Here is a 19,571-nt window from a genome sequence, read left to right on the forward strand (position 1 = left end):
TCAGGCGCGCGCGCGTCTGGCGCGCGCCTGGTTTCGATTGCAACACAAGCTTTCGCGCAGCGGCAAGCGGCGATGCAGCGCGGGGAGGGACGAATGAGGCGATTGGGCTGGCTTTTCGTGGCGGTGACGCTGTTGCTTGGCGCCTGCGCACGCACTTCGGATGAAGACGCGATCCGCGCCGCAATCGAACGCGGTGCGCAGGCAATCCAGGAGCGTGATGCGGGCGAGCTGGCTGGGCTCGTCAGCGATGATTTCATCGGCAATGATGAGCTCGACCGCGCAGGGCTCGCCAACCATCTGCGCGGCCAGTTCGTGGTGGCGCGGGCGATCGCGGTGCAGGTCGGCGGCATCGAGGTCGAGGTCAGGGGCGAGCGTGCAACCGCGCGCTTTGATGTCTTGATCAGCGACAGCAGCGGACGCTGGATTCCCGATCGCGCCACCACCTTGCATTTCACCACCGGCTGGCGTCGCAGCGGCGGCGAGTGGTTGTGCAACAACGCGAAGTGGTCGGGCGCCGACGAGTAGCCTTGCGCGGGGCAGGTGGCGCCTCGCCGGCGGTCGACGCGGGAACCGCCCTGCGCCGAGCCGGAGCGGCTGCGCGCAGGGCGGACCTTGTGCGGTCGCTTCAGGCGGCCTTGTGGCCGGCGAGTTGACGCAGCACGTATTGCAGGATGCCGCCGTGCTGGTAGAACTCGCGCTCCTTGGGCGTGAGCAGCAGCACCTTGGCGGTGAACTGCTTCTTGCTGCCATCGGCGGCGGTCGCGGTGATTTGCACCTGTTTCGCCTTGCCGCCTTCGAGGCCGCTGATGTCGTAGGTTTCCTTGCCGTCGAGGCCGATTGACCTGGCGTTTTCACCGTCCTTGAACTGCAGTGGCAGCACGCCCATGCCGACCAGATTGGAGCGGTGGATGCGCTCGAAACTTTCGGCGATCACCGCCTTGACCCCGAGCAACAAGGTGCCCTTGGCCGCCCAGTCACGCGAGGAGCCGGTGCCGTATTCCTTGCCGGCAATCACCACCAGTGGCGTGCCATCACCCTTGTACTTCATGGCCGCGTCGTAGATCGCCATTTGCTCTCCGCTGGGCACGTGCAGCGTGTAGCCGCCCTCGACGTCATCGAGCAACTGGTTCTTGATGCGGATGTTGGCGAAGGTGCCGCGCACCATCACGTCGTCGTTGCCGCGGCGCGAGCCGTAGGAATTGAAATCCTTGGGCTCCACGCCCTTGCCCATGAGGAAGCGTCCGGCCGGGCTGTCCTTCTTGATCGAGCCAGCCGGGGAAATGTGATCGGTGGTGATCGAATCACCGAACAGGCCGAGCACGCGTGCGCCGTGGATGTCGGCTTGTGCGGCCAGGGCCATCGTCATGCCGTCGAAGTAGGGCGGGTTCTTGATGTAGGTCGAATCGGTCCAGCGGTAGACCGCGTCGTTGGGCGGTGTCAGGCTGTTCCAGCGCGTGTCGCCATTGAAGACTTCGCCGTAGGTCTTCTTGAACATTTCGGGCGTGATCGCGCCGCGCATGCTGTCGGCGATTTCCTGATTGGATGGCCAGATGTCCCTGAGGTAGACCGGCTTGCCGTCGCTGCCGATACCCAGTGGTTCGCGCGTGAGGTCGAGATCGAGCGTGCCGGCGAGTGCGTAAGCGACCACCAGCGGCGGCGAAGCGAGGTAGTTCATCTTCACTTCGGGGTGGATACGGCCCTCGAAGTTGCGGTTGCCCGATAGCACCGAGGCGACCGCCAGATCGCCATCGCCGATGCCGCGGCTGATTTCGTGCCACAAGGGGCCGGAATTGCCGATGCAGGTGGTGCAGCCGTAACCGACCAGATAGAAGCCGACCTTCTCCAGCTCGCGCAGCAGGTTCGTCTTCTCCAGGTAATCGGTGACGACCTTGGAGCCGGGCGCGAGCGAAGTCTTGACCCAGGGCTTGGCCTTGAGGCCGCGCGCGGCGGCATTGCGCGCGAGCAGGCCCGCACCGATCATCACCGCGGGATTGGAGGTGTTGGTGCACGAGGTGATCGCGGCGATCACCACGGCGCCGTCGTAGAGGCTGAATTGATGGCCCTTGTGCTCGACCCGTACGCCGCCGTTGATGATGTCGTTGGCCTGGTTGCCGATCGCGACCGCGCCGCCTTCGTTGGCGAAGTCGGCGACATCGGCGTCACGCGGCTTGCGGTGCGCGGTGAGTGCCGCGATGACGGCATGACTGGTCTGCTTGACGTCCTCGAGTGCGACCCGATCCTGCGGCCGCTTGGGGCCGGCCATCGATGGGCGCACGCTGGCGAGGTCGAGGTCGAGGATGGTCGAGTATTCGGATTGTGGCGCGCTGTCGTCGTGCCAGAGACCTTGTTCCCTCGCATAGGCCTCGATCAGGCGGATGTGCTCCTCGCTGCGGCCAGACAGGCGCAGGTAATTGAGTGATTCGGCATCGATCGGGAAGATCGCGCAGGTCGCGCCGTATTCCGGCGACATGTTGCCGATGGTGGCGCGATCGGCGATTGGCAGGTGCTTGAGGCCATCGCCGAAGAATTCGACGAACTTGCCGACCACGCCGAGCTTGCGCAGCGCCTGGGCCACGGTGAGCACGAGGTCGGTGGCCGTGACGCCTTCACCGAGCCGGCCATGTAGCTTCACGCCGACCACCTGCGGAATCAGCATCGACGAGGGCTGGCCGAGCATCGCCGCCTCGGCCTCGATACCGCCCACGCCCCAGCCGAGGATGCCCAGGCCGTTGACCATCGTGGTGTGGCTGTCGGTGCCGAACAGGGTGTCGGGCCATGCCCACAGTTCGCCGTTGCGCTCGCCGGTCATCACCACGCGCGAGAGATACTCGAGATTGACCTGATGCACGATGCCGGTATCGGGGGGTACCACGCGGAAATTGCTGAACGCCTTCTGGCCCCAGCGCAGGAAGGTGTAGCGCTCCTTGTTGCGCTCGAATTCGATCTGCGCGTTCTTCTCCAGCGCATCGGCCGAACCGAACACGTCGACCTGTACCGAGTGGTCGATCACCAGTTCCAGCGGCACCACCGGATTGATCTGGGTGGCATCCCCGCCGAGCTTGACCACCGCATCGCGCATGGCGGCGAGGTCGACCACGCAGGGCACGCCGGTGAAGTCCTGCAGGATCACGCGCGCGGGCGTGAAGGCGATTTCGGTGTCGGGTTCCTTGCTGGCGTCCCAACGCGCCACCGCCTCGATCTCCCTGGCGGTGATGTTGACGCCATCCTCGTTGCGCATGAGGTTCTCGAGCAGGATCTTCATCGAGTAGGGCAGGCGCTGGATGTCGAAACGCTCGCCGAGCTTGCGCAGGCTGGAAATCCGGTAGCGCTTGCCATCGACCTCGATCACGGATTGACAGGTGCTGGATTGGCTCATGGCTGGCTCCTTGGATGGGTTGGAATGGACTTGGCCTGGCGCGGATGGCGGCGCGGTGGTGGTTGCGTGGGGCGTCTGCGCCAACGCGCCATTATCCGCCGACCGCTTGCTGGCAGGGATCGGTCACAGTATGCGATCTTGAGTATGAATGGATGGGTATGTATGATCCATGCATACTTTTTCGGCTCGGTGGAGTCAGCGATGGAAGTCAGCGTTGCCGAGCGTGGCCAGATCACCTTGCCCAAGGCAGTGCGCGACGCGCTGGGCCTGGTCAAGGGCAGTACGCTCAAGGTTGAGCTCGAAGGCAGTCGCATCGTGCTGCGCAAGAGTGTCGATGACGCGATTTCGCGTGCGCGCGGCCGCTTCAAGCTCGATGGGTTTGAGTCCACCGCACATGCCCTGCGCGCAATCCGTGGACGTGCGCCGGGTGATCCGCTCAAGGACTGAAGGCAATGATCGCGATCGACACCTCGGTGCTGGTTGACCTGCTTGCCGATGGGCCGCAGGCCGATGCCGCCGAGGCCTGTCTGCGCCAATGCCTGGGCGCGGGCCCGGTGGTGGTGTGCGAAGTGGTGCTGGCCGAGGTCTGCAGCGCACTGCGCGATGGCGCCGAAGCGCTGGCCGCGCTCGAAGACATGAGCCTGCGCTTTTCGCCGATCGAAGCCAAATCAGCCTTGCGTGCCGGCGAGATGCAGCGTCGCCATCGCCAGCGCACCGATGCGCAATGGCGCGCGGTGCCGGATTTTCTCATCGGTGCGCATGCGCTGCTCCAGTGCAATGGCCTGATCACCGCCGATCGGGATTTCTATCGCCAGTATTTCAAGGGACTGAAATTGATCGTGCCCGCCAGTTGAAGTGATCCCGAATCGTCCCGGCAGCCCGTCTCGCGCAATGGGGATCGCGTGGCGTGTTGTCGGGATCAAGTCGAAATGAAGCTGTCTCTTTTCCCGCCTTCCGGAGTTGCAACGATGCTGCAAGCCTATCGCCAACATGTCGCCGAACGCGCCGCGCTCGGCATTCCGCCGCTGCCGCTGAGCGCGCAGCAGACCACCGAGCTCGTCGCCCTGCTCAAGAACCCACCGACGGGCGAGGCCGAGTTCCTGCTTGAACTGCTCAGCCAGCGCGTGCCGGCCGGTGTCGACGAGGCCGCCCAGGTCAAGGCGTCCTATCTGGCTGCACTGGCGCTGGGTGGCGAGCGCAATCCGCTGATTCCACGCGCGCTCGCCACGCAGTGGCTGGGCACGATGCTCGGTGGCTACAACATCGCACCCTTGGTGCGCCTGCTCGACGATGCCGAGGTCGGTACCGAGGCGGCGACTGCGCTCAAGCACACCTTGCTGATGTTCGATGCCTTCCACGATGTCGAGGAAAAGGCCAGGGCCGGCAATGCCAATGCGCAGGCGGTGCTCAAGAGCTGGGCCGAGGCCGAGTGGTTCACCAGCAGGCCCGAAGTGCCGGCGTCGCTCACGATCACCGTGTTCAAGGTGCCCGGCGAGACCAACACCGATGATCTTTCGCCTGCACCCGATGCGACCACGCGCCCGGACATCCCGCTGCATGGTCTGGCCATGCTCAAGAACAAGCGCCCCGATGCGCCCTTCGTGCCCGAGGAAGACGGCAAGCGCGGTCCGATTGGCGACTTGCTCAAGCTCAAGGACAAGGGCCATCCGGTCGCCTATGTTGGCGATGTCGTGGGCACCGGTTCCTCGCGCAAGTCGGCGACCAACTCGGTGCTGTGGTGGACCGGGCAGGACATCCCCTTCATCCCCAACAAGCGCTTCGGCGGCGTGTGTCTGGGCGGCAAGATCGCGCCGATCTTCTACAACACGATGGAAGATGCCGGCGCGCTGCCGATCGAGCTCGACGTCTCGCAGATGGAGCATGGCGATGTCATCGAGCTGCGTCCGCATGAAGGCAAGGCGCTCAAGAACGGTGCGGTGATCGCGACCTTCGAGGTCAAGAGTCCGGTACTGTTCGACGAGGTGCGAGCAGGCGGCCGCATCGCGCTGATCATCGGCCGCGGCCTCACCGCCAAGGCGCGCGAGTCACTCGGCTTGCCGGCGTCGACGCTGTTCCGCCAGCCGCAGCAACCGGCCGACAGCGGCAAGGGCTACACGCTCGCGCAGAAGATGGTTGGGCGTGCCTGCGGTCTGCCGGAAGGCAAGGGCGTGCGTCCGGGTACCTATTGCGAACCGAAGATGACTTCGGTCGGCAGTCAGGACACCACCGGGCCGATGACGCGCGACGAACTCAAGGATCTCGCCTGTCTGGGTTTCTCGGCGGATCTGGTCATGCAGTCGTTCTGCCACACCGCGGCCTATCCCAAACCCGTCGACGTCAACACCCATCACAGCCTGCCGCAATTCATTGCCACGCGCGGCGGCATCGCGCTGCGCCCGGGCGATGGCATCATCCATTCCTGGCTCAACCGCATGCTGCTGCCCGACACCGTCGGCACCGGTGGCGATTCGCACACGCGCTTTCCGATCGGCATTTCATTTCCTGCGGGTTCCGGTCTGGTCGCCTTCGCCGCGGCCACCGGCGTAATGCCGCTGGACATGCCCGAATCGGTGCTGGTGCGCTTCAAGGGCACGTTGCAGCCGGGCGTGACCTTGCGTGACCTCGTCCACGCGATTCCGCTCTACGCGATCAGGCAGGGCCTGCTCACGGTCGAGAAGAAGGGCAAGAAGAACGTCTTCTCGGGCCGCATCCTCGAGATCGAGGGCCTGCCCACACTCAAGCTCGAACAGGCTTTTGAACTCGCCGACGCTTCGGCCGAGCGCTCGGCCGCAGGCTGCACGATCAAGCTCGACAAGGAACCGATCATCGAATACCTCAAGAGCAACATCGTGCTGCTCAAGAACATGATCGCGCAAGGCTACGAAGACGCGCGGAGCATCCGCCGCCGCATCCAGAAGATGGAAGCCTGGCTCGCGGCACCGCGATTGCTTGAGGCCGATGCCGATGCGCAGTACGCCGCGGTGATCGAGATCGATCTCGACCAGATCGTCGAGCCGATCGTGTGCTGTCCCAACGACCCCGACGACGCCCGGACGCTGTCTGACGTGGCCAACGCGAAGATCGACGAAGTCTTCATCGGCTCGTGCATGACCAACATCGGCCACTTCCGTGCCGCGGCCAAGCTGCTCGAAGGCAAACGCGACATTCCGACCCGACTGTGGGTCGCGCCACCCACCAAGATGGATGCGGCCGAACTGACCAAGGAAGGCCACTACGGCACCTTTGGCACCGCGGGCGCACGCATGGAAATGCCCGGCTGCTCGCTGTGCATGGGCAATCAGGCGCAGGTGCGCGAGGGTGCGACGGTGATGTCGACCTCGACGCGCAACTTTCCCAACCGCCTCGGTCGCAACGCCAATGTCTATCTCGGCTCGGCGGAACTGGCGGCGATCTGCTCACGCCTTGGGCGCATTCCCACCCGCGAGGAGTATCTCGCCGACATGGGCGTGATCAATGCGCAGGGCGAACAGATCTACCGTTACATGAACTTCGACCAGATCGAGGAGTACCGCGATACCGCGGCAGGGGTCGACGCCTGATCCGACCGGCATGGGCAAGCTCGGGCCGGCGCCTGGCGCTGGCCCTTGCCCGACCTGGACGGAATCTGGCGATGGCAAAGATGGATCGCGGAGTGCGCGCAGGCCCCGACTGGGCCGTGCGCGTCATGGCCCGCAGGGCGTCGGGAGGGCGTCATCGAAGCCGGCGTCGAGCTGGCCATCGGCCGTACTGCGGGCAACGAAAATACGGCTCTCTCTCGATCTGTCGCGGGTGCAATGGGCGGTGCTTGCCGCCTGTTCCACCGCGTCTGGTGCAAGCCACGACTATGAAGGCATTTACGGGCTGGGCCGCGCCTTTCGCCTGGCGGGCGCCCGAACGGTGTTGCTGAGCCTGTGGCCGGTTGAGGATCAGGCGACTTCAATCTGGAGCGAAGCGCTCTATCGCGCGCGGGTGACGGAGCGGGCCGACACACCCGCAGCGATGCAGGCGGCGCAGCGGGCCGTACTCGCCGCGCGGCGCAAGAGCGGGCAGAGCGATCACCCGTGGTACTGGGCTGGGTTTCTCGCCTTGGGCGATTGGCGCTGAGCGGCCACTGGCTGCTGCGCCATCAGCCGTTGTCGAGCGTGCTGCGTGCGAGCAGGCCGCGCGCGAGCATCGCGTATTCGCGGCGCCGAACCAGGAGGCGCAACTGGCTGCCGCCGACTTGGCGCCAGAGTACGGCAGCGCGCACCGCGGCCAGCAGCAAGGCACGAATCTGCGCAACCACTTGCGGATTGGACAGGTGCTGCGGATTTCCGTGCACGATCACGCGTGGGCGCAGCTGCGACAACGTTTCCACGTAGATTTCGGCCAGTCGCGCCTGCACGGTCGGGTGGCCACAGCCAAAATGATCGGCTTGGCGCTGCGCGCTCTCGATGCCCGTGCGCAGCGCATCGCGCATCCGCGCATTGCGCATGAGTTTGCCTTGCAGGCGCAGCACGCCCAGGACCAGTCGCGTGACCGGCAGATTGCGGCCGTTTCCCTCGACCTGTTCGATCAGGGCCTCGAAGCCAAGGCGCAGTCCGCCGATGCCACCGAACACGGCGGCAGCATCGGCGGCGTCGATGCGGAAAATGCTCGCGATGCTGATCTGCGCGGCGTGCGCATCGGCGCGCCCCTGGGTGGCGAGGTCATGGACCAGCCGGCAACCTTGCAGGATGCCCGCGAATGCGATCACGCGTGCTTCACGCTTCATGCGTCCTCCAGCCTCCGAATGCCGCATCGCTGCGATCGATGACGCCGCCGCCCAGGCACACGGGGCCATCGTAGAACACCACCGACTGGCCGGGGGTGACGGCGCGCTGTGCAGCGTCGAATTCGACCAGTGCCTGATCGCCAACCAGGTTGACGCTGCAGGCCTGTGGCGGCTGCCGGTAGCGCGTCATCGCGGTGCAGCGAAAGGCCTGCGCGGGTGGCGCTCCGGCAATCCAGATCAATTCGTCGGCAACCAATCGATGCGACTGCAGGAACTGATTGGCATTGCCCTGCGCGACATAAAGAATGTTGGCCGCGACATCCTTGCCGACCACATACCACGGCTCACCATCGCCATCCTTGCGACCACCGATGCCCAGTCCGCCGCGCTGGCCGAGTGTGTAGTGGAACACACCGGCATGCTCGCCCATCCTGATGCCATCGGGCGTGCACATCACGCCGGGTTGGGCGGGGATGTAGCGGCTGAGGAAGCTGCGGAAGTTGCGCTCACCGATGAAGCAAATGCCGGTCGAGTCCTTCTTCGCGTGCGTGGGCAAGCCGGCTTCGCGCGCGAGGGCGCGTACCTGTGGCTTGTCCAGCTCGCCGAGCGGAAAACGCGTGGCCGCGAGCGCTTGCTGGCCCAGTGCATGCAGAAAGTAGGTCTGGTCCTTGTCGGTATCGCGTGCCCGCAGCAGGCGCCAGAGTCCATCCACGCAATCCAGGCGCGCGTAATGGCCGGTGGCGATTTGCCGTGCACCCAGCGCTTGTGCGTGTTCGAGAAAGGTCTTGAACTTGATCTCGCGGTTGCACAGCACATCGGGATTGGGTGTGCGGCCGCGACGATGTTCGGCAAGGAAATGCTCGAACACCTGGGTGCGGTACTGCGCCGCGAAATTGCAAAGATGCAAGTTGATGTGCAGCCTCGCGCAGACTGCCACCGCATCCTTGCGATCGGCATCGACGCTGCAACCGCTGGTCGGCTCCTCGTCTTCCCAGTTCTGCATGAACATGCCGGCAATCGCCACCCCTTCGCGTTGCAGCAGCAGGGCGGCGACCGAAGAATCCACGCCACCCGAGAGGCCGACCATGACCTCGACGCTCATCGTGGACGATCCAGGTACTGCAGCGCATCGAGCGGCCACCAGCGCCGAGCAAGAAAGGCATCGATGTTGGCGAGCACCATCGGGCTGCGCAGATTGCCCGCTGCGGCGATTTCGTCGCGGCGCAGCCAAAGGGCTGCCACGATGCCCTCGTCGAGCGCGCGATCGGGTTCATGCCGCAGCGCGCTCGCGGCAAACGCGAAGCGCAGGAAGTGCAGCGTGCCGCTGGTCCATTGGCTCACGCCGAGAAAGTGCCTGAGCTCGACATGCCAGCCGGTTTCCTCGAGCGTCTCGCGCAGCGCCGCTGCCGGCAGCGATTCGCCGGGCTCGAGGTGGCCGGCCGGCTGGTTGAGCACGCGTCGACCCTGAACGATTTCCTCGACCATGAGAAAGCGATCATCGTGCGCGACCACGGTGGCCACGGTAACGTGCGGATGCCAGATCGGCTGGCTGTCCTGGCCGGACAATGCGGGCTGATTCATCACTGGATTCTAACAGTCCGGTCCGCGTGGCCTTGGGCGGTCTTGCGCAGCGGGTCCGCCGCCACCACCTTGGCGCGAACGATGCCGCGCTATACTCGGGCCGCGGCAGAATGGCAGCAGGACATGGCAAGCAAGCACGAACCCGGACAAGAACACACCTTTGGCCTCGCAGTCCACGAAGCCAAGCCGGAGGCCGCAATCGAGCGGCCACCGCTTTATCAGGTGTTGCTGCTCAACGACGATTTCACGCCGATGGATTTCGTGATCATCGTGCTGGAAACCTTCTTCAACATGGAACGCGAGCGCGCGACCCAGGTGATGATGCACGTGCATACCCGCGGCAAGGGTGTGTGCGGCCTGTTCACCCGTGAAGTGGCCGAGACCAAGGTCACCCAGGTCAACGAGTTCTCGCGGGCGCACCAGCATCCCTTGCTCTGCACGATGGAGAAGTCCTGACCTTGGCCGATGCCTGACTGGATATCCAGCACACCAACCCCACATCCTTACACAACAGATTGCGGAGAGGTTTCGGCATGTTCAGCAAGGATCTCGAGGTCAGCATCGGCCAATGCTACAAGCAGGCGCGCGAACAACGGCATGAGTTCATGACCGTCGAGCACCTGTTGCTTTCATTGCTCGACAACACCGCCGCGGTGGCGGTGATCAATGCATGCGGCGCCGATTTGGCGCGGCTTGCGCGCGACTTGCGCTCGATCATCGCCGAAACGGTGCCGGTGTTGCCGGCCAATGACGAGCGCGACACCCAGCCCACGCTCGGCTTCCAGCGGGTCTTGCAGCGTGCCGTCTATCATGTGCAGTCTTCGGGGCGCAAGGAAGTCACCGGTGCCAATGTGCTGGTGGCGATCTTCGGTGAAAAGGACTCTCACGCCGCTTATTTCCTCGGCCAGCAGGACGTGTCAAGGCTGGATGTCGTCAACTACATCTCGCACGGCATCGCCAAGATCGGCCACGACGGTGCCAGTGCAGCGTCCAGTGGTGAAGGCAAGGCCGAAGGCGAGGCTGGCGGCGAGGAGGCGCGCGGCAATCCGCTGCAGGAATTCGCCAACAACCTCAACGAGCTCGCACGCCAGGGCAAGATCGATCCGCTGATCGGCCGCAACGAAGAAGTCGAGCGCACCATCCAGGTGCTGTGCCGCCGGCGCAAGAACAATCCGCTCTACGTCGGCGAGGCCGGCGTGGGCAAGACCGCGCTGGCCGAAGGGCTGGCCAAGCGCATCGTCGAGGGCGACGTGCCCGAGGTGCTGGCCGACTGCACGATCTGGGCGCTCGATCTGGGCGCACTGGTCGCCGGCACCAAGTACCGCGGCGATTTCGAAAAGCGTCTCAAGGCGGTGATCGCCCAGCTCAAGAAGGAGCCGGGCGCGATCCTGTTCATTGACGAGATCCACACCATCATTGGCGCCGGATCCGCCTCGGGCGGCACGATGGATGCGTCCAATCTGATCAAGCCCGTGCTCGCCAGCGGCGAGCTGCGCTGCATCGGCTCGACCACCTTCCAGGAATACCGTGGCGTGTTCGAGAAGGATCGCGCGCTGGCACGGCGCTTCCAGAAGATCGACGTGGTCGAACCCTCCATTGCCGAGAGTGTGGAAATCCTCAAGGGCCTGAAGGCGCGTTTCGAGGAGCACCACAAGGTCGAATACACCGGCGACGCATTGCAGGCGGCGGTGGATCTTTCGGTCAAGCACATTGCCGACCGCCTGCTGCCGGACAAGGCGATCGACGTGATCGACGAGGCCGGGGCGCGCCAGCGCCTGTTGCCCGAGCACGAGCGCAGTGGGCGCGTGGACGTACCGGAAATCGAGTTCATCGTCGCGCGCATGGCGCGCATTCCACCCAAGCAGGTGTCGGCATCGGACCGCGACGTGCTCAAGAGCCTGGATCGCAACCTCAAGATGGTGGTGTTTGGCCAGGATGCGGCCATCGACGCGCTCGCCGGTGCGATCAAGATGGCGCGCTCGGGCCTGGGCAATCCGAGCAAGCCGATCGGCTGTTTCCTGCTCACCGGTCCGACCGGCGTGGGCAAGACCGAAGTTACCCGCCAGTTGGCGCTGCAGTTGGGCATCGAGCTGGTGCGTTTCGACATGTCCGAGTACATGGAGCCGCATTCGGTGTCGCGCCTGATTGGTGCGCCCCCGGGTTATGTCGGTTTCGACCAGGGCGGCCTGCTCACCGAGCAGATCGTCAAGCATCCCCATTGCGTGCTGCTGCTCGACGAAATCGAAAAGGCGCATCCGGATGTCTACAACATCCTGCTGCAGATCATGGATCGTGGTGCGCTCACCGACACCAACGGGCGCGAGGCCAATTTCAAGAACGTCATCGTGGTGATGACGACCAATGTCGGCGCGCAGGCGGCGGCAAGGCGCACCATCGGCTTCGTCGAGCAGAGCCATCGAACCGATGCGATGGAGGCGCTCAAGCGCACGTTCACGCCCGAGTTCCGCAATCGCCTCGATGCAGTGGTGCAGTTCAATGCGCTCGATTTCGAGCACATTCTGCGCGTGGTCGACAAGTTCCTGATCGAGCTCGAAGCGCAGCTGCAGGAAAAACACGTGGCCTTGCATGTCGATGCCGACGCGCGGCGCTGGTTGGCCGAGCACGGGTTTGACCCGCAGATGGGCGCGCGGCCGATGGCGCGCGTGATCCAGGAGAACGTCAAGCGCCTGCTCGCCGACGAACTCCTGTTCGGCAAACTCGCCACGGGTGGCAAGGTGCTGCTGTCGGTGCGCGAGGGCAAGCTTGCGGTTGAAACCGAAGCAGCCGAAGAATTGCCTGCCGTCGTCGAGTAGTTCGACCTGGTGAGTGGACAGGGCAAGGGCCGGGTCGGTTTTCGACCCGGCCTTTTTCGTTGAATCACGTCATGTTGCAGATGAAAGCTCGCATTTCCGTTACCTCGATTCGATCGCCTGCGCGAACGACACGCGCGGTCCGATGGTTGCGGCGCATGCTGCGGCGCACCGTCGAAAGTTGTCGGGTTGCTCTCGACAGCGGGCGCAAACGCCTGCTAGCTTCGGAAGGTTGGCCGTCTATGGGGTAGGCGTCCAGCAAGCCACGGCGCCGGCAGAGAGAGAGCTGTCGGCAGCGGCGGAGCCTTCGGTGTGGAGAGAACGCATCGACGTGGGCACTCGGGACGGTGCAAAGGGCTGCGTGAGCAGCATCTTCCTAACCAGCGACTGGGGAACACAGTGAATCAGAACCGTAACCATGAGGTACGGCGGACGGCTTTGGCCGTTGCCGCGTTGCTCTTGTTCAGTGGTGGCGCGGCGCAGGCCACGCCTTCTATCGGTGCGCAGCAGCAGCTCGACACCGCACGCATGAACATCGATGCCTTGACGAAGGATTATTCCAGCACGCGCTTCATCGTGACCTATCACGCAACGAGCCCCGAGCAGATGCAGATCAGCTCGCGCCAGCTCGATTTCGATCGCGTCGGTGCACTCACCGGCACCAAGGTCAGTGCGGTACGCACCCTCGCCACCGGTGCGCAATTGGTCGAAGTTTCGGGTGATGTGAAGCGCCTTGCCGCCAAGAGCGATTTCGCGCGCAATGTCATGCTGGCCTTTGCCGGCAATCCGAACGTCGCCTATGTCGAACCCGACCGCATCATGCATGCGGTATTCACCCCCAACGACACCTATTTCGCCAACCAGTGGGACCTCACCGACGCGACTGGCGGCATTCGCGCGCCAGCGGCCTGGGATTTGGCTGGCTCGGCGCCGGGTTCGGGCATCAACGTGGCCGTGCTCGACACTGGTATCACCACCCACAGCGACCTCAGCGGTCAGACGGTGGGCGGCTATGACTTCATCAGCGATTCGTCGGCTGCGCGCGATGGCAATGGTCGTGATTCCAATCCCGCCGATCAGGGCGATTGGTATGCCGCCAATGAGTGCGGCTCGGGCTACCCGGCGTCCAACTCGAGCTGGCACGGCACGCACGTGACCGGCACGATCGTCGCCCAGGCCAACAATGGCAAGGGCATTGCCGGTATTGCCTACGGCGCCAAGGTGGTGCCTGTGCGCGTACTGGGCAAATGCGGTGGTTCGGTCTCCGACATCGTCGATGCGATTGTCTGGGCCTCGGGTGGCAGCGTCTCGGGCGTGCCCGCCAATGCCAATCCGGCGCGTGTCCTCAACCTCAGCCTCGGCGGCGGCGGTGCCTGCGGTTCGTTCCAATCGGCGATCAACACTGCGCGCAGCAACGGAGCGATCTTCGTGGTTGCGGCGGGCAACGAAAGCCAGAATGTCAGCAATTCCTCACCGGCCAACTGCAGCAATGTCGTTTCGGTTGCAGCGACGACCAAGGCCGGTTCGCGTGCCTCGTATTCGAACTATGGCTCGACGATCGTGATTTCGGCGCCGGGTGGTGATGGCAGCGGCGGCGCCGGGGACATCCTGTCCACGCTCAATGCCGGTACCACCACGCCGGGCGCCGAGAACTACGCCTACTACGCGGGTACGTCGATGGCGACGCCGCACGTGGCAGCGGTTGCGGCCTTGGTGTTCCAGCAGAATCCGAGCCTCACGCCGGATCAGGTGAAGAACATCCTGACCAGTACCGCGCGCGCCTTGCCGGGTTCCTGCTCGGGTGGTTGCGGCGCGGGCATCATGGACGCCCAGGCTGCCGTGCAGGCCGCTGGTGGCGGTTCCAGCAATGCCGCGCCCACGGCCAACTTCAGCTTCACCACCAGCGGCCTGACCGCGAGCTTCACCGACAGCTCCAGCGACAGCGACGGAAGCATCAGCTCGCGCTCGTGGAACTTCGGCGATGGCAGCACATCGACGGCGACCAATCCGAGTCACACGTTCGCAGCCAGCGGTTCCTACAGCGTCAAGCTGACGGTGACCGACAATGGCGGTGCAACCAACACCAAGACCAGCACGGTCACGGTAAGCAGCGGCGGCGGTGGTGGCACGGTGTTGACCAATGGTGTTGCGGTCACGGGCCTGGGTGCGACCACGGGCGGCCAGCTCTTCTACACGATGAGCGTTCCGGCCGGTGCGACCAACCTCAAGTTCGTCACCTCGGGCGGTTCGGGTGATGGCGACCTCTACGTCAAGTTCGGTTCGGCACCTACCACCTCGAGCTATGACTGCCGTTCGTGGGTCTCGGGCAACAGTGAAACCTGCTCGATCACCACGGCGCAGGCGGGCACCTACTACGTGATGGTCAATGCCTATTCGACCTTCAGTGGCATGAGCCTGACTGGCAGCTACAGCACCGGTGGCGGCGGCGGTGGCACCACGCTTGCCAACGGCGTGCCGGTCAGCGGCCTGTCGGCGGCAAAGGGCAAGTGGACCGCGGACTACACCCTCGTGGTGCCGGCTGGCGCGACCAACCTGAAGTTCCAGATTTCGGGTGGCAGCGGTGATGCCGACATGTACGTGCGCCTCAACGCGGCACCGACGACCTCGAGCTACAGCTGCCGTCCGTATCTGACCGGTAACAGCGAGTCGTGCACCTGGGCGGCGCCGAGCGCCGGTACCTATCACGTCAAGATCCGCGCCTATGCGGCGTTCTCGGGCGTGACGCTGGTGCCGAGCTACACACCGTAAACGAAGTTCGACCAGGGAAGGAAAGCAAATCGACGGCCGGGGCAACCCGGCCGTTCTTGTTTTCGGCATCGCGGCCGCGGGAAACGAGGCGCCGCACACGGCGCGATCGCGGCAGAAGCCGGCACCAGAATCGGATTGGGGAATCCAGTCGCCGTGCTGCGGCGAAAGCGACCCCGGCAGAGGCCTCAGCCGGGCAGCGGCTCGAAGCGGTTGGCTTCGCGGTTCTTGCGCACCTGGGTCGGGTCCCAGATGCGCCCGTTCATTGCGATGTAGACGCCATCGGGCAGGGTCTGCACCGCGCCGACTGCGCAACCGATGTTGAACACTGCGTCCGAGCCCTTGAACAAGGCCGGATTGAGCGCGCCGGTGAGCACGATCACCTTGCCGTCGATGCCGTGCAGTGCCTGTGCGGTATCGACCATCGTGTCGGTGCCATGCGTGACCAGCACATGACGATGCGGCTGGCGTTCGATTGCGCTGCGAATCAGCGCGCGGTCGCCATCGTCCAGATGCAGACTGTCCTTGCGCAACACCGAGACCACGTCAAAGGCAAAAGCCACGCCCAGCGTTTCGAGAATCTCGCCGATCTGCGGCGAGCCGATCTGGAAGGTCGACTTGTCGTCGAAATAGATCTTGTCGATGGTGCCGCCGGTGGTGACGATGGTCAGGTGCTGCATGATGGCCGGTTCCGCGTGCAGGCAGTTTCAGGAGGGCGCATTGTCGACGAGCGCCGCGACCGCGTCCATCGGAATCGTGTCCAGGCGCATGAGGCCGTGCTCCAGGAACAAGCTCAGCGCCGCATGCGCGCGCGGATCGCGCAATTCGCGTTCGGCCCAGCGCGCGTGGCGATTGAGCAAAGCCGCTGCCGCGCAGCGCGCCAGCGTCACCGCGAAACCGCGTGCACCGCTCTCGAGCGTGGCGCGGTCACTCGCGTGTGAGCCGTACCATGCCTGCGCCGCCGCCAGCGCCGGTTGCAGTTGCATTTGGCCTGCTCCGCTGCCACACAGTTCCAGAAGCCGCCGCGCGAAAGCGGCAAGTCCTTCGCGGCCCAATGCGCGCAGGGTATCGAGCGCGAGCACATTGGTGGTGCCTTCCCAGATCGGGAACACCTGGGCATCGCGCAGCAATTGCGGAATCCCGGTGTCCTCGATGTAGCCGGCGCCGCCGAAGGCTTCGCAGGTTTCCGAGGCGATGCGTACCGCGAGCTTGCCGGTCCACAACTTGGCCAGCGGGGTGAGCACGCGCAGCATCAGCGCATCATCGGCGTGTTCACGCTGGTCGTGCTCTTCACGTCCGAGCAGTTCGATGACGCAGAAGACGAGTTGGAACGCCGCCTCGAATTCGGCGATGAGGTGGGCGAGCGTTGCGCGATGCAGCGGCAAGGCGCCGAGCGTGCGACCGAAGGCCTCGCGCCGGTTTGCGTAATCGAGCGCCAGTGCCAGGCAATGACGCATCGTGGCGATGGCGCCGACGGCATTCCAGATGCGCGAGATATTGAGCACGGGTGTGATCTGGCGCACCCCATTGGCCAGATCGCCGACCGGTGTGGCCAGTGCGCCGTCGAGGTGGATTTCGGCGGTCGGGAGTTCGCGCGTGCCGAGCTTGTCCTTGAGTCGGTCGATGCGGATGCCATTCCACGCACCGCTCGCGTCACGCGTTTCGAGATAGAAGAGCGCGAGTGCATCGGCGCCGGAAGCGGACCCTTGCGGGCGTGCGAGCGCAAGCGCCATGTCGCCGACCACGGCCGAGGTGAACCACTTGCGGCCGCTCAGGCGCCACTGCCCATGCTCGTCGCGCTGCGCGATCGTGTCGGTGTTGCCGACATCCGAACCACCAGCGAGTTCGGTCATCCACTGGCCCGACAGCCACAGCTGGGTTGGATCGCGGGCCAGCAGATGCGGCAGCGCTCGCTCGCACAGTGCGCGATTGCCAGCCGCCTTGAGCGCGGTCGCGGCGCCGTCGCTCATGGCCAGCGGACAGGAATGGAACTGGCTCGGCACGTGATAGAGGTAGGCGCGCAGAAACTGGTCGACGCGTGCCCATGCGCCAAAGCGGGATTCGTGTCCCGCGGCCACAAAGCCGTAGCGCGCAGTGAGTTCGGCACCGCGCTGCCAGGTTGGCGTCGTTTCGATGTGATCGATGCGTTCGCCCCAGGCGCTCCAGGAGATCAGACTGGGTGTCTTGGGGGCCTCCTGGCGGGCCTTGCTCCACGAATGTGCAGCATGCGCGCCAAGTTCGCTCAGGTCGGCCTCTATGGCGGCGGCGACCTCCTTGGGCAGCGCGCGTGCGCAGTAGGTGCGCAGGCTTGCATCGGTGGTGAAGGAATTGCCCAGTCGGGGTGGGGATTGCAGGAATTCCATGTGGCCTCCGTGAAGCCGTGTTTGCATCCGACCTTACGCGCCGTGGCGATGCTGCGGCAAGCGTGCCGGCTCGACCTTCAAGGCCGCCGGCGCCTTGGCCGAACGGGCCGGCCGTGAGCGCGATTCTGGTGCCGCTTGCTAGAATCCGCGCCGTGCGCAGCGAGGCGACAATGGACGAGAAGCAGGCAGCAGCGACGGCAGCGTATGCGCGGATTCCCGAGCGCAATAGCGGCGACAATCTGCTGCGCACCGCGCAGCAGCATCATGTTGCCTTGTCGAGCATGGCCGATACCAAGGCGAACATCATCATCACGGTGTCATCGATCGTGCTGACCCTGTGCATCGGTCGCCTCAACGATCCGGAGCTGCGCGTGTCGGCGATCGTGCTCGCCGCCTTCACCTTGATGGCGCTGTTTCTTGCAATCCTCGCCGTGTTGCCAAAATACCGCCCGCCCAGGCTCAATGCAGACGGCAGCTTGCCCAAGGGCTTCAACCTGTTGTTCTTCGGGCACTTCTCCAGACTGTCGCGCGAACGCTATCTCGAGGAGATGGCGCGTGCGCTCAGTCCCGATGGTTCGCCCTATGCCACCTGGGCCAACGACATCTATTCGATCGGTACGTATCTGGCCTGGTACAAGTACCGCTATCTGCGCTACAGCTATCTGTTTTTCCTCGCCGGGTTCTTGCTCGCCTGCGCGGTGCAGGCGTGGCGCCTGCTTGCCCAGTGAGCAAACCGGCTTCGGTGCGCGGCCTGCTCGAGGCGGCCCTGCGGCATCTGGACGGCGCGGATGCGCGCGCCGAGGCGCAGATCCTGCTTGCCCATGTGCTTGGGCGCCCGCGCAGCTGGTTGTTCGCCTGGCCTGAACACGAGCCGGATGCTGCCCAGCGCGAGGTTTACGCCGGCTTGGTCGAAGCGCGTGCGCGCGGCGAACCCATTGCTTACCTGACCGGGCGGCGGGACTTCTGGAACCTGGATCTGGCAATAGGCCCGGCCGTGCTGATCCCGCGCCCGGAAACCGAATTGCTGGTCGAACTCGCGCTTGCGCGACTGCCGCTCGATCGCGAAGTCTGCGTGGCCGACCTCGGTACCGGTTCGGGCGCGATCGCGCTGGCGATCGCGAGCGAGCGACCGCAGGCCCGCGTGCTGGCGACCGACGCGAGCGAAGCCGCACTCGAGGTCGCGCGCGGCAATGCGCGGCGGCTTGGCTTGGGCAAGCTCGAATTCGCCCGAGGCAACTGGTGTGAGGTGCTGGGCGGGCGGCGCTTTGACCTGATCGTCTCCAATCCACCGTACATCGCGTCCGGCGATCCACATCTTGCGCAAGGCGATCTGCGCTTCGAGCCCGCCGCTGCATTGGCCTCGGGCAAGGACGGCCTCGATGCGCTCCGCGCCATCGTCGCGCAGGCACCCGAACATCTCGTCGAGCGGGGCTGGTTGCTGCTCGAACAGGGCTACGACCAGGCCGCCGCGGTGCGCGATCTGCTCGCCGGATCTGGCTTCGAGTCGATCGGCAGTGCCCGCGACGCCGCTGGCCACGAGCGCGTGAGCTTCGGGCGGCGTCCGCCCGTCAAAGTGTGAGGCAGTTGGCAACTCGCGCGTGAAGCCGGCCGCAGGGGGCGCGTTGCCCATTGCGCGGAATCAGTCGCGCCATCCCGGCAAGATGCCTTCCCAGATGAGGACGCATTTGCGGACCTCGCGATGAAGCCACTGAACCCCGAACTGCGTCGCGCGTGAGCGCCACGCTCCGGGCCTCGCCAATCAGGCCCGGAAATTCCGCCGCTCGGATGCGGTCAAGGTTTGGCCAGGGATGGCCACGTCTCCGGGCGCGACGCGCCCAGGTCACAGCGCAACCCACTCACCGATTCCCCTGACTTCGGTCACGCTGACAGCAGCGCGATGCTCGGGCACCATGCACGGATAC

Annotated in this window: 16 protein-coding genes; 10 read left to right on the forward strand and 6 right to left on the reverse strand. The window is 64.9% G+C overall.

The window, feature by feature from the left end; translation table 11 throughout:
- Positions 1-93: 93 nt before the first annotated feature.
- The gene (locus KF759_RS11170; RefSeq protein ID WP_291225500.1) at positions 94-525 is read left to right on the forward strand and encodes a nuclear transport factor 2 family protein; all 432 of its coding nucleotides are present in this window, start codon (positions 94-96) and stop codon (positions 523-525) included.
- Between the two features lie 100 nt (positions 526-625).
- Here the strand turns inward: KF759_RS11170 and acnA are convergent, their stop codons facing one another.
- The gene (gene acnA / locus KF759_RS11175; RefSeq protein ID WP_291225502.1) at positions 626-3,376 is read right to left on the reverse strand and encodes an aconitate hydratase AcnA; all 2,751 of its coding nucleotides are present in this window, start codon (positions 3,374-3,376) and stop codon (positions 626-628) included.
- Positions 3,377-3,577: 201 nt separating this feature from the next.
- Here acnA and KF759_RS11180 point away from each other — a divergent pair, with 201 nt between their 5' ends.
- The 4 genes from KF759_RS11180 to KF759_RS11195 all read left to right on the forward strand — a co-directional run bounded on the left by KF759_RS11180 (position 3,578) and on the right by KF759_RS11195 (position 7,480).
- Positions 3,578-3,823 (forward strand): AbrB/MazE/SpoVT family DNA-binding domain-containing protein, encoded by a 246-nt coding sequence (locus KF759_RS11180; RefSeq protein WP_291225525.1) that lies wholly within the window; start codon positions 3,578-3,580, stop codon positions 3,821-3,823.
- Positions 3,824-3,828: 5 nt separating this feature from the next.
- Positions 3,829-4,230, forward strand: coding sequence for a type II toxin-antitoxin system VapC family toxin (locus KF759_RS11185; protein WP_291225504.1), 402 nt, complete (start codon positions 3,829-3,831; stop codon positions 4,228-4,230).
- A gap of 114 nt (positions 4,231-4,344) precedes the next feature.
- Positions 4,345-6,936, forward strand: a complete 2,592-nt coding sequence (gene acnB, locus KF759_RS11190) for a bifunctional aconitate hydratase 2/2-methylisocitrate dehydratase (RefSeq protein ID WP_291225506.1) — start codon at positions 4,345-4,347, stop codon at positions 6,934-6,936.
- Positions 6,937-6,946: 10 nt separating this feature from the next.
- Positions 6,947-7,480: a CHAT domain-containing protein gene (locus tag KF759_RS11195; RefSeq protein ID WP_291225508.1), complete on the forward strand. Its 534-nt coding sequence runs from the start codon at positions 6,947-6,949 to the stop codon at positions 7,478-7,480.
- 22 nt (positions 7,481-7,502) lie between these two features.
- On the opposite strand, the gene hflD is transcribed toward KF759_RS11195, so the two are convergent.
- The 3 genes from hflD to KF759_RS11210 are packed head-to-tail and all read right to left on the reverse strand — an operon-like array spanning position 7,503 to position 9,710.
- A complete protein-coding gene (hflD, locus tag KF759_RS11200; RefSeq protein WP_291225510.1) occupies positions 7,503-8,129 on the reverse strand; it encodes a high frequency lysogenization protein HflD in 627 nt (208 codons plus the stop codon).
- Positions 8,119-9,231 carry a tRNA 2-thiouridine(34) synthase MnmA gene (gene mnmA / locus KF759_RS11205; protein ID WP_291225511.1) on the reverse strand — a complete coding sequence of 371 codons (1,113 nt, stop codon included), beginning with the start codon at positions 9,229-9,231 and terminating at the stop codon, positions 8,119-8,121. The genes hflD and mnmA overlap by 11 nt, the downstream gene beginning before the upstream one ends.
- Positions 9,228-9,710 (reverse strand): NUDIX hydrolase, encoded by a 483-nt coding sequence (locus KF759_RS11210; RefSeq protein ID WP_291225513.1) that lies wholly within the window; start codon positions 9,708-9,710, stop codon positions 9,228-9,230. Before KF759_RS11210 ends, mnmA begins: the two co-directional genes overlap by 4 nt.
- Positions 9,711-9,833: 123 nt before the next feature.
- Between KF759_RS11210 and clpS the strand changes: the two genes are divergently transcribed.
- The 3 genes from clpS to KF759_RS11225 all read left to right on the forward strand — a co-directional run bounded on the left by clpS (position 9,834) and on the right by KF759_RS11225 (position 15,289).
- Entirely contained in the window at positions 9,834-10,166 is a 333-nt protein-coding gene (gene clpS, locus KF759_RS11215) for an ATP-dependent Clp protease adapter ClpS (protein WP_291225515.1), read from the forward strand.
- Between the two features lie 77 nt (positions 10,167-10,243).
- The gene (gene clpA / locus KF759_RS11220) at positions 10,244-12,523 is read left to right on the forward strand and encodes an ATP-dependent Clp protease ATP-binding subunit ClpA (RefSeq protein ID WP_291225517.1); all 2,280 of its coding nucleotides are present in this window, start codon (positions 10,244-10,246) and stop codon (positions 12,521-12,523) included.
- Between the two features lie 603 nt (positions 12,524-13,126).
- On the forward strand, positions 13,127-15,289 hold the full coding sequence (locus KF759_RS11225) for a S8 family serine peptidase (RefSeq protein ID WP_291225527.1): 2,163 nt from the start codon (positions 13,127-13,129) through the stop codon (positions 15,287-15,289).
- A 185-nt stretch (positions 15,290-15,474) separates the two neighbouring features.
- On the opposite strand, the gene KF759_RS11230 is transcribed toward KF759_RS11225, so the two are convergent.
- Together KF759_RS11230 and KF759_RS11235 are read right to left on the reverse strand one after the other, a co-directional pair.
- Positions 15,475-15,966, reverse strand: coding sequence for an asparaginase domain-containing protein (locus KF759_RS11230; RefSeq protein ID WP_291225519.1), 492 nt, complete (start codon positions 15,964-15,966; stop codon positions 15,475-15,477).
- Between the two features lie 27 nt (positions 15,967-15,993).
- A complete protein-coding gene (locus KF759_RS11235; protein WP_291225521.1) occupies positions 15,994-17,649 on the reverse strand; it encodes an acyl-CoA dehydrogenase family protein in 1,656 nt (551 codons plus the stop codon).
- 113 nt (positions 17,650-17,762) lie between these two features.
- On the opposite strand from KF759_RS11235, the gene KF759_RS11240 reads away from it, so the two are divergent.
- Together KF759_RS11240 and prmC are read left to right on the forward strand one after the other, a co-directional pair.
- Positions 17,763-18,377 carry a Pycsar system effector family protein gene (locus KF759_RS11240; RefSeq protein WP_291225523.1) on the forward strand — a complete coding sequence of 205 codons (615 nt, stop codon included), beginning with the start codon at positions 17,763-17,765 and terminating at the stop codon, positions 18,375-18,377.
- 14 nt (positions 18,378-18,391) lie between these two features.
- Positions 18,392-19,228: a peptide chain release factor N(5)-glutamine methyltransferase gene (gene prmC, locus KF759_RS11245; RefSeq protein WP_291225529.1), complete on the forward strand. Its 837-nt coding sequence runs from the start codon at positions 18,392-18,394 to the stop codon at positions 19,226-19,228.
- Positions 19,229-19,571: the final 343 nt, after the last annotated feature.

Source organism: Dokdonella sp. (assembly GCF_019634815.1).
In the GTDB taxonomy this organism is placed as follows: domain Bacteria; phylum Pseudomonadota; class Gammaproteobacteria; order Xanthomonadales; family Rhodanobacteraceae; genus Dokdonella_A.